Origin of the sequence: Promicromonospora sp. NPDC050249 (assembly GCF_040656015.1) — a bacterium.
Classification (GTDB): domain Bacteria; phylum Actinomycetota; class Actinomycetes; order Actinomycetales; family Cellulomonadaceae; genus Promicromonospora.
Genome location: NZ_JBFAKY010000013.1, coordinates 146,647 through 155,662, shown reverse-complemented (window position 1 = coordinate 155,662; position 9,016 = coordinate 146,647). Strand labels below are relative to the sequence as shown.

At 70.4% G+C, this 9,016-nt stretch carries 12 protein-coding genes; 3 read left to right on the top strand and 9 right to left on the bottom strand.

Features of this window, described 5'->3' with window-relative positions:
• The first annotated feature begins 15 nt into the window (after positions 1-15).
• Complete coding sequence (locus AB0I32_RS13180) at positions 16-438, top strand: MarR family transcriptional regulator (protein ID WP_357506559.1); 423 nt, start codon at positions 16-18, stop codon at positions 436-438.
• A 164-nt stretch (positions 439-602) separates the two neighbouring features.
• Here the strand turns inward: AB0I32_RS13180 and AB0I32_RS13175 are convergent, their stop codons facing one another.
• On the bottom strand, positions 603-1,502 hold the full coding sequence (locus AB0I32_RS13175; protein ID WP_357506557.1) for an alpha/beta hydrolase: 900 nt from the start codon (positions 1,500-1,502) through the stop codon (positions 603-605).
• Positions 1,503-1,522: 20 nt separating this feature from the next.
• Positions 1,523-2,848 carry a glycoside hydrolase domain-containing protein gene (locus AB0I32_RS13170; protein WP_357506555.1) on the bottom strand — a complete coding sequence of 442 codons (1,326 nt, stop codon included), beginning with the start codon at positions 2,846-2,848 and terminating at the stop codon, positions 1,523-1,525.
• Positions 2,849-3,000: 152 nt separating this feature from the next.
• Here AB0I32_RS13170 and AB0I32_RS13165 point away from each other — a divergent pair, with 152 nt between their 5' ends.
• Positions 3,001-3,540, top strand: coding sequence for a GNAT family N-acetyltransferase (locus AB0I32_RS13165; RefSeq protein ID WP_357506553.1), 540 nt, complete (start codon positions 3,001-3,003; stop codon positions 3,538-3,540).
• Between the two features lie 45 nt (positions 3,541-3,585).
• Here the strand turns inward: AB0I32_RS13165 and AB0I32_RS13160 are convergent, their stop codons facing one another.
• The 6 genes from AB0I32_RS13160 to AB0I32_RS13135 form a co-directional block, all read right to left on the bottom strand.
• Entirely contained in the window at positions 3,586-3,969 is a 384-nt protein-coding gene (locus tag AB0I32_RS13160) for a zf-HC2 domain-containing protein (RefSeq protein WP_357506551.1), read from the bottom strand.
• A gap of 114 nt (positions 3,970-4,083) precedes the next feature.
• Positions 4,084-4,275, bottom strand: coding sequence for a helix-turn-helix transcriptional regulator (locus AB0I32_RS13155; RefSeq protein WP_357506549.1), 192 nt, complete (start codon positions 4,273-4,275; stop codon positions 4,084-4,086).
• Positions 4,272-4,718 (bottom strand): hypothetical protein, encoded by a 447-nt coding sequence (locus AB0I32_RS13150; RefSeq protein ID WP_357506547.1) that lies wholly within the window; start codon positions 4,716-4,718, stop codon positions 4,272-4,274. The genes AB0I32_RS13155 and AB0I32_RS13150 overlap by 4 nt, the downstream gene beginning before the upstream one ends.
• A 117-nt stretch (positions 4,719-4,835) precedes the next feature.
• The gene (locus tag AB0I32_RS13145) at positions 4,836-5,465 is read right to left on the bottom strand and encodes a hypothetical protein (RefSeq protein ID WP_357506545.1); all 630 of its coding nucleotides are present in this window, start codon (positions 5,463-5,465) and stop codon (positions 4,836-4,838) included.
• A 65-nt stretch (positions 5,466-5,530) separates the two neighbouring features.
• The gene (locus tag AB0I32_RS13140) at positions 5,531-6,097 is read right to left on the bottom strand and encodes a hypothetical protein (RefSeq protein ID WP_357506543.1); all 567 of its coding nucleotides are present in this window, start codon (positions 6,095-6,097) and stop codon (positions 5,531-5,533) included.
• A 13-nt stretch (positions 6,098-6,110) separates the two neighbouring features.
• Positions 6,111-7,259: a zinc-dependent alcohol dehydrogenase gene (locus AB0I32_RS13135; RefSeq protein ID WP_357506541.1), complete on the bottom strand. Its 1,149-nt coding sequence runs from the start codon at positions 7,257-7,259 to the stop codon at positions 6,111-6,113.
• A 147-nt stretch (positions 7,260-7,406) separates the two neighbouring features.
• Here AB0I32_RS13135 and AB0I32_RS13130 point away from each other — a divergent pair, with 147 nt between their 5' ends.
• The gene (locus AB0I32_RS13130) at positions 7,407-7,853 is read left to right on the top strand and encodes a DUF4383 domain-containing protein (protein WP_357506539.1); all 447 of its coding nucleotides are present in this window, start codon (positions 7,407-7,409) and stop codon (positions 7,851-7,853) included.
• Between the two features lie 95 nt (positions 7,854-7,948).
• On the opposite strand, the gene AB0I32_RS13125 is transcribed toward AB0I32_RS13130, so the two are convergent.
• Positions 7,949-8,830: a manganese catalase family protein gene (locus tag AB0I32_RS13125; protein WP_357506538.1), complete on the bottom strand. Its 882-nt coding sequence runs from the start codon at positions 8,828-8,830 to the stop codon at positions 7,949-7,951.
• Positions 8,831-9,016: the final 186 nt, after the last annotated feature.

Sequence of the window (9,016 nt, the reverse complement as noted above, 5' to 3'; positions counted from 1 at the left end):
GGGGTAGAGTGTCCTGTGCCTACCTCGGAAGCCGCCGCCATCGCCGCAGAGCTGCGCACCGCGATGGGCAAGCTCACGCGGCGCGTGAAGCACGAGGACCGCATTCCGCTGGGCCAGGTGGCGGTGCTCGGTGCACTGGACCGCGACGGCGCGATGACGACCAGCGACCTCGCCGCCGACCAGCGTGTGCGCCCTCAGTCGATGGCCCGGGTGGTGGGCCTGCTCATGGACGAGAACCTCATCACGCGCCGGGCGCACCCCACGGACGGCCGGAAGTCGCTGGTCGAGCTGTCGGACGCCGGCCGCGCCGCGCTCGAGGCAGAGCGCGGGCGCAGGGCGGGGTGGCTCGCGCAGGCCATCGAGGCCGAGCTCACCGACGAGGAGCGGGCGCTGCTGGCCCGGAGTGCCGCCCTGCTGGAGCGGCTCGCCTCCCGCTAGCCCGCGCCGGCCCTACAGGCTGCACGCGACACGCCGGCGTCCCCTCGGACCACCCTGTCCCAGGTCACGGAGTCGGGCAGGCCGCTGGCTGCGGGCAACGGCATCCGGGCTCTTCGCTACGACGACCAGGACTCGAGGACCGTCGTCACGGTGGGGTCGGGCACCTACTCGTTCAGGGCGGACGCCGCCGGCGCGTCCTCGGGCCGGAAGTGACCGGCAAGGGCCCGTGCGAGGTCCGCCGGATTCTCCTCGGCGACGTGATGTCCGGAGTCGATGCCGAACCCGTCCACGTCGTCCGCCCACTCGCGCCAGATGACCAGAGGATCGCCGTACAGGTCCTCGATGTCGTCCCGGAGCGACCACAGGACGCGCAATGGTGCGATGACCCGCCGGCCGGCAGCGCGGTCCGCCTCCTCGTGCGCGCGGTCCACCGTGAGGCCGGCGCGGTAGTCCTCCAGCATCGCGCGTACCACCTCGGGGCGGGCTACCGCGTCCATCAGCTCCGCGTGGTTATCGGCTCCCATGGCGGCAGGGTCGACGTTCCTGCCGTACCACGCGACCGGATCGGCGTTGATCACGCGTTCCGGGATCTCCGGCTGCGCGAAGAAGAACCAGTGCCACCACTCCGTGGCGAACCTCGCGTCGGTGCGGCGGAGATGTTCGCTGATGGGCACGCAGTCGATCAGCGCCAGCCGCTCGACCGCCTGCGGGTGGTCGAGGGCCAGCCGCAGCGCCACGTAGCTTCCGCGGTCGTGGCCCGCCAGGCAGAACCGTTCGTGGCCCAGGTGCCGCATGACCGCGAGCATGTCGCCGGCGACCGCCCGCTTCGAGTGGGCGGTGTGCTCCGGGTCGGCCGCGGGGCCTCGCGACCGGCCGTATCCGCGCAGGTCGGGACACACCACGGAGAAGCCGGCGTCGACGAGCCGGGGAGCCACGCGGTGCCAGGTCGCCGACGTCCGCGGATGGCCGTGCAGGAGCAGGACGGGCGGACCTGACCCGGCATGCCGGACGAAGATCGACGCACCGTCTGTCTCTACCTGCTCGGTAGCGAATCCCTCGAACACACGTCGAGATTATCGAAGTGTCACGGGCAGCGGGGGACCGGTGCGCTCCAGGTGGTGTTCGAACGGTTCGAGACGTAGTAGTCGCTGACCCAGCGATCGTCGCGCAGCTTGTTCCACACCCGTGTGCTCCCGACGGTGCTGCCGACCTTCTGGCACATCACGTGGGCCAGGGCGCCGCGAGGCAGCGGGCTACCGGTGGTGGGGTACGACGTCCCCGGCCCGGTGCGGGCGTTGAGGGAGGTGGTGGTCACCTGTCCCGGGTAGATGCACCGCGGCAGCGCCCAGGTGAACCTGGTGTTCGACGGCGTCGAGACGTAGTAGTCGGTGACCCACGCACCGCTGGTCAGCCGGTTCCACACGGCGGTCGTGCCGACCTTCTGCCCGGTCGCCTGGCACACCACGGACAGCGAGGCGCCCGGCGCATAGGAGCGGACGACGGGGTAGGCGGACGACGGGCCGGTGCGGGCGTTCAGCGACGTCGTGCTCGTCACCCGGTAGGCGCGTGCGACGGTGGCGACAGGTGCCTTGATGGAGTCGGAGTCGATGTTGATGGTCACCCCGCCCCAGGTCTCGTTGTGGTCGCCGCGATACTGCTTCGCCCGCTGGTAGTCGGCCCAGTGCGAGTTCGGTGCGGTCGGCCAGCCGGTCAGTGCGGAGTTGCCGTCCCAGCGGGCCATCCATACCGCGTCGGGGCGAGCGTACGTCGTCGAGTTGTACGAGTCGGAGAGGTCGCGCAGGCCTGAGTCCTGGTGGACGTACACGCCGGCCACGTACCCCGCCGCGTGCAGCGTCTTGGTCCATGCCGAGACGTACCGGAGCACCGCGGTGCGGCACGTCGAGACCGTGCGGTCGTAGTGCTCGACGTCCGCGTACAGGCCGCTCCCCGGCAGCAGGCCCAGTGCCTTCGCCTTCGTGACCGCGTCACCGGCGTCCGAGTTGCCCCGGGCCGTGGCGGTGGCAGCGGTGTAGCGGTTCGGCTTGTCGCCGAACATGCAGGCCGGCTGGTAGCCGAAGTAGGTGGGCAGCAGCTTCCAACCCGCCACGACGGCGTCGCGCACCCACGTCGAGGTCAGGTTCGGCTGTGCGCAGCCGCGGTTGTTGCCGCCGAAATAGATGTTCACGGTGCCGTACGGCGACGTTCCTTTCCATGCCTTCAGTGCCGCGAGCGACGGCGCGGTGCAGGCGTCGAACCCGAGCCCGGCGGCACGCGTCACCGTCGAGCCTGACGGATATAGGACGGGGGTCTCGGGCTCGGCGGCCGCGGGGACCGTCAGTCCCGCGAGGAGGATCGCCAGGCTGCTGCCGAGGACGGCCGCAGCGCGGAGGATCGCGTGTCTTGCGGCCATGGCGCACCTCCTGCTGACGGACCAAGTCGTCCTGTTGAAAGTGTGCGCCTCTCAGCGTCCTGGCGGGAGGGACGAAAGCCCCGAGTTCCTGGGCAGTTTTGCCATTCACCCGCTGCGCACCCGCCGTCGGGGCGCCTGTTACCGTCGCCGCCATGGAAGATCCGGCCACGCGGGAGCACGAGGTAGTGCTCGAGACCGATCGCCTCCTCCTCCGGCCCTGGCAGGTGTCCGAGGCCGCGGTGCAGCGCGAGATGTGGACCGAGCGCGACCCGCGGGTCCCTCCGCACCGCCGGATCGATGCCGAGGGCCGCCCCACCCTGGAAGACGTCGAGGACTGGATCCGCGGCCAGCCTCGGTCCGGCTCTCTCGCCCTGCTGGCGGCGGAGCGCAAGGGGTCCGGTGACGTCGTCGGCTACTGCGGGCTGATCGCCAACACCCACGGACAGGACGACGAGCCGGAGCTGGCCTTCGAGCTGCTGCGCCGGGCCTGGGGCCAGGGGTACGCGACGGAGGCCGCGCGGGCGGTCCTCGGCTGGGCGCACGAGTCGGGCTACCGACGTCTCTGGGCGACGGTCCGTGCCTGGAACGCGGCCTCGCTCGGCGTGCTGGCGAAGCTCGGGTTCGTCGAGACCGGCCGCGTGGAACGCGACGAGGTGCACGGGAACTCGCTGTTCCTGGCGAAGCAGCTGTGACCGGTTGAGCGGATCAGCACGCGGACCCCACCGAAGGCCGCCGGGCTACCGACGGCGGCGCGGCCCGAGCCGTTCGGAGACGTCCGCGCGGGTGACGGTAAGCGTCGCGGTGTCGATCACCTTGCGGCGTGCCCAGGAGGCTTCGCGGATGTCGATGAACGCGCGGATGCACTCGGCGCAACCGTCCAGATGGAGCTCCAGGTGCTGCGCGCGGCGAGGCGGAAGGGCCCGGCCGAGGTAGTCGTGCATGGCGGCGCGGGTGGAGCGGCACTCAGGCCCGGTGACGGCGCGGACGTGGGCGACACGAGGTGCCGCGCCCGCCCGGACCTGGTCGGGCAGCGGGAAGTCCGCCATGGAACCGTTGGCCTCACCTTCGGTGTCGAAGACCGCACGCAGGTCATCGATACCCAGGTCAATGGCGATCGTCACGCGTCCAAGCCCCCTGTGCGCACGGCGTCCGGTTTTGACCGGCTGGGTCCTAGTTTTACTGTGGATGTGGATTCATCGAAATTTGGGTGTGATATGCCCTTTGTAGAGGCTGAGTCAGTCCGGTGTGAAGACGTCCTCGATGGCACAGCCGAAGGTCCGGGCGATCAGGAAGGCGAGCGGTAGCGACGGGTCGAACCGCCCCCGCTCGATGGAGATCACGGTCTGGCGCGAGACGCCGAGGGCGCTCGCCAGGTCGGCCTGTGTCCAGCTGCGCTCCAGGCGGCGGGCCGCCACGTCGTTCTTCACCGGAGCGAGCGGTGCCGGATCACGGCGTAGCGCAGGCCGGCGTCGGCCACGCCGAGCCCGATCACGGCGAGCAGAGCGGGTAGGGCGGGCACGTCGAACCTGCCGATCATGAGCACGACGGCGCCCACCACCATCGCCACCAGGACGTCGAGGAAGGCGCCCGCACCGGCCTGCTTCAGCCAGAGCGACTCGGCGCTCTCGGCGCCGTGTGCGTCGCGGGTCACCGTGTGGTCGGAGACGAAGACCCTCGCCCCGAGCGACAGGGCGGGGTAGGCCGTGCACATCGCCCCGATGCCCACCGCGAGCCAGAAGTCGCCGGGGTTGGTCGCGCCCACCAGCAGTGCGACCGCGATGGTCGCGACGGCGGCGAAGGCGCCGGCCAGGACGTAGTGGGAGATCGGTGCGCGCCGCGTACCTGGTGTCGAGCCGGTCGGGTCGACCATCGTTCGCCTCCGCTGCTTGTCAAGCGTGCTTTACTCGTGTCCGAAGTAAAGCACGCTTGACTCGGCACCACCAGTCCGAGCCGGTGAACCACCGGCGGGCCATCTCGGCCGCTGCGCTCAGTTCCGTTCGCCGGTCGTCAGGCGGCCGGTCCGGGCCGCCCGATAGGCGGGGGCCCGCAGCGCGGCGGCCCAGGGGTAGGTGGCGAGCGACCCCGGCACGTGTCGCACGGGGTCGACCCGTGGTGCGTCGCCCGCGACGGCGGACCCGCAACGGAGCGTCCCCAGCCGGCGCCATCGCTCGCCGGGGTGCGCGGACAGCAGCACCAGGTCGGTGCCGACGAGCGCCGTCGTCCCCGTGCTGCGCCGACCGTGCGGGCGTGTGCCGACGGGAGCGGCGGCGAGCAGCACGGGCCGGCCGTCGAGGTCCCGGAACGGCATGAGCGTGCCGAACCCGCCCCCGAGCGGCCGGAACCGGGGCGCCAGGAGAAAGCGGGTGACCCGACCCAGACCGGTTGCCGACAGCAGGAGGTCCTGTGGCCGGCCGTCGATGGTCCAGTGCACCGCCAGACCGAAGACGTCAGGCAGTGGAGCGGGGAGGCCCGCGGCGCGCGATACGCGCACGGTCACCTGGTGGGTCGCGGGCGCGCCGAGCGCGGCAGCGCCCGGCGCACCGCCGACGTCGAGATGCAGCGTCCCGGCGAGCACCGTGCCGGTCGGGTGGAGCGGTCGGGGGCGCCATCTGTGCACGGCCGCAACCACGGCACCGAGTGCGAGCCCGGTGGCGCGCGCGGCCCGGGGCACCTTCACGGCCCTCAGGAGCGGGTCCGCCGGACCACTGCCCGGACGCCCCGGTAGATCACCACGCCGGCCAGCACCCAGGGACCCACGACGATGATGGGGTCGAGGATCTGGTGCCGTACGTCCACCCGCCCGGCGCGGGACCGGATCGGGTGGTGGGACGCCTCGGCGAGCACCCCGGTCTCGGTCACCGGGTTGTCGGGCCGGAGGGTGGCGAAGGACGCCAGGTGACTCTCGACGGCGTCGACCCGGTCGGCAGCAATGAGCAGCAGCCAGTGCGCGGCGCGGCCCTCGCTGAACCGTCGGTAGGCGTACCTGCGGACCACGCCCGACAGTCCCTTGAGCGGCACGGACGTCCCGAAGACCGGTGTCAGGTGTGCGTGCTCGATGGAGCGCTCGCGCGGCTGGTGCTCCTGCTGCTGCTCGGGCAGGTCCCAGTGCGCGCCGGTCTCCAGCCCTCGTACCTCGCGCGGACTGGAGGGGCGATCGGCTGGGTCGAGGTCGGCGCCCCAACCGGGGATGCGTGCCCTGAGCTGCTCCGACGTCTCAGGCAGAGGCGGCTTTCCGGCGGTGTACGGCACGGTCGTCCCTCTCTCAGTCGGTACCCGGCACGACGAGCGGCTTGATGCAGCCGTCGAGCTTGGCGGAGAAGATGTGGTAACCCTCGGCGATGTGCTCCAGCGGTATCCGGTGGGTCACGATGTCGTTCGGCTTGAGGTATCCGCTGCGCATGTGCTCGAACAGCCGCGGCCACTGCCGTTTCACGGGTGCCTGGTTCATGCGCAGGGTAAGGCCCTTGTTCAGCGCGTCGCCGAACTTCACCGCGCTGAAGAGGGGCCCGTACGCGCCCATCACCGAGACCGTGCCGCCCTTGCGCACGGAGTCGATCGCCCAGTTCAGTGCGATCGGCGATCCGCCCTGGAGCTTGAGCTTGGCGCCCGTCACGTGCTGCAGCAGGTTTCCGTCCGCCTCGGCGCCGACGGCGTCGATCACGCGGTCGGCGCCGAGCCACCCCGTCGTGCGCTTCAGCTCCACCACGATGTCCTTGTGCTGCGTGAAGTTGACGGTCTCGGCATAGGCGAACGTGCGGGCCATCTCCAGCCGGTCGTCCAGGTGGTCGACGACGATGACGCGGCCGGCGCCCATCAGCCACGCCGACCGGGCGGCGAACAGTCCCACCGGGCCGGCGCCGAACACGACCACCACGTCGCCCTCGGCGATGTCGGCGAGCTGTGCACCGAAGTAGCCGGTGGCCAGCGCGTCCGTACACAGGACGGCGTCCTCCTCGTCCATCCAGTCGGGCACGATCGTGGGCCCGACGTCCGCGAAGGGCACCCGGACGTACTCGGCCTGCGCGCCGTCGTAGCCACCGGTGGTGTGTGAGTAGCCGTAGATGCCACCCACTGCCGTGGCGTTCGGGTTCACGTTGTGACAGTTGGAGTACAGCCCACGTGCACAGAAGAAGCAGGTTCCGCAGTAGATGTTGAAGGGCACCATCACCCGGTCACCGACGGCGACGTTGCGTACCGAAGGGCCGACCTCGTGCACGATGCCCACGAATTCGTGGCCGAACGTCGACCCCACGCGCGTGTCCGGCATGAGGCCGTGGTAAAGGTGCAGGTCGGACCCGCAGATCGCCGCCGTGGTGACCCGCACTATCGCGTCGTTCGGATGCTCGATACGAGGTACGTCCTTCTCCTCGACGCGGATCTTGTAGGGCCCGCGATACACCATCGCTCGCACTGTGGCCTCCCACCGTCGACAGGTCCGGACATCCAGATTCCCGCCGTCCGCGTCGAGTCGCACCAGGAGGAATTCGCGTCAGGTGCGAGTGAACCGGCTCGTGCCCAGGGTGTTCGTACCGGTAGTCACACGGATTGGAGAAACGCCATGACGCAATCCACGCACGCGACGCGTGTTCGGGCACCACACCAGTGGCTCGCCCTCACGATCGGCGTGGTCTATCTCCTGGTCGGTATCGCGGGATTCTTCGTGACCGGGTTCGACGGTTTCGCGGAGCACGACCACGACCAGACCTTGCTCGGGTTCGCCATCAACCCCCTGCACAACATCGTGCACCTCCTGATCGGGCTTCTCGGCGTCACGATGTGGTCCTCGCCGAGCCGGGCGCGGACGTTCGGCTGGCTGCTGGTGATCGGGTACGGCGCGGCGTTCGTCTACGGCCTGGTCGCGGTGAACGACCCGGACATCAACTTCCTCAACATCAACGCAGCGGACAACTGGCTGCACATCCTGAGCGTTCTCGCGGGCCTGGCCATCGCGCTGTGGCCTCGCCGGGCCGCCGGGACCACCTCACCAGGGCCGCGACAGGTCTGATCGCGTTCTGGGTGCGAGTGGGCGGTGACCGCCCTGGCGTCGCGGGGCGGCGGCGCAGTCTCGACGACTGCGCTGCCGCACCACGACGGTGGCGACTACTCCTTGTGCAGGGCGTCCTGGACAGCGCCCGCCGCCTTCTCCAGGGTCTCCGGCCGTCCGGTGGTGCCGTGCATGCGCACGTCGGGCTTGGTGGGTGGCGGGGCAGGCACGCCCGCCGGCGGCTCGGCCACGTACTCGAACTCGCCCTTGCCGTCCGGCGTGGGACCGCTCGCCCAGCTTCCCTCCGACGCGGCCTGCCCGTCCGAGAAGTTGATGTACTGGTAGGACACCGCACGGTCCTCCTTGCCCACCGGGAACGTGCTCGGCACCGGCAGATCCTCGATGCCCTCCTCGCGCAGCTCCGCTGCCGCCGCGATCCACTGGTTCTGGTGCATCGTGTCGCGCGCCAGCAGGAACGACAGGAGGTCCCGCACGCCCGCGTCGTCGGTCATGTGATAGAGCCGGGCGACCTGGAGCCGGCCCTGCATCTCGGCGTTCGCGTTCGCCGTGAAGTCCGCGAGCATGTTGCCGCTGGCGGTGACGTACCCGGCCGACCACGGGTTCCCGTTCGAGTCGACAGGACGGGCGCCCGCACCGGCCACGATGGCGTGCTGCGGGTCGGTGCCGCCGATGATCGCGGCGACGGTCGGGTCGTCCTGCATCGCTCCCTCGGTGATGCCGAGAGGCGCCTTCTCGAGCAGCTGCGCGATCATGGTCGCCAGCATCTCGACGTGGCCCATCTCCTCGGCGCCGATCCCGTAGAGCAGGTCGCGGTACTTCCCTGGCATGTGCGCGTTCCAGGACTGGAACCCGTACTGCATGGCGACGGTGATCTCGCCGTACTGGCCACCGAGCACCTCCTGCAGCTTGCGGGCGTAGACGGCGTCGGGCTTGTCTGGCTTGACCGTGTGTTGCAGCTCCTGGCGGTGGAAGAACATGGCGTTACTCCCTCAAGGCGGTCCATCAGGTGGAGCCGCCCGCGGTCGCGAGCGGCAGATCCACTGTCTGTGTGCGGTTCGACCACTCGCACACCGGGGCGGCACAGGGCCGCGCGGACGCCCGGGGATTTTTCAGATGCCGGAATCTGCGCGCGAACGGTTCCCCGTACGAGCCGATTCACCTCG

Bases quoted from the DNA above. Each gene is read 5' to 3' on its own strand.
- AB0I32_RS13170 (WP_357506555.1), bottom strand. From the start codon at position 2,848: ATGGCCGCAAGACACGCGATCCTCCGCGCTGCGGCCGTCCTCGGCAGC.
- AB0I32_RS13165 (WP_357506553.1), top strand. From the start codon at position 3,001: ATGGAAGATCCGGCCACGCGGGAGCACGAGGTAGTGCTCGAGACCGAT.
- AB0I32_RS13150 (WP_357506547.1), bottom strand. From the start codon at position 4,718: ATGGTCGACCCGACCGGCTCGACACCAGGTACGCGGCGCGCACCGATC.
- AB0I32_RS13130 (WP_357506539.1), top strand. From the start codon at position 7,407: ATGACGCAATCCACGCACGCGACGCGTGTTCGGGCACCACACCAGTGG.
- AB0I32_RS13125 (WP_357506538.1), bottom strand. From the start codon at position 8,830: ATGTTCTTCCACCGCCAGGAGCTGCAACACACGGTCAAGCCAGACAAG.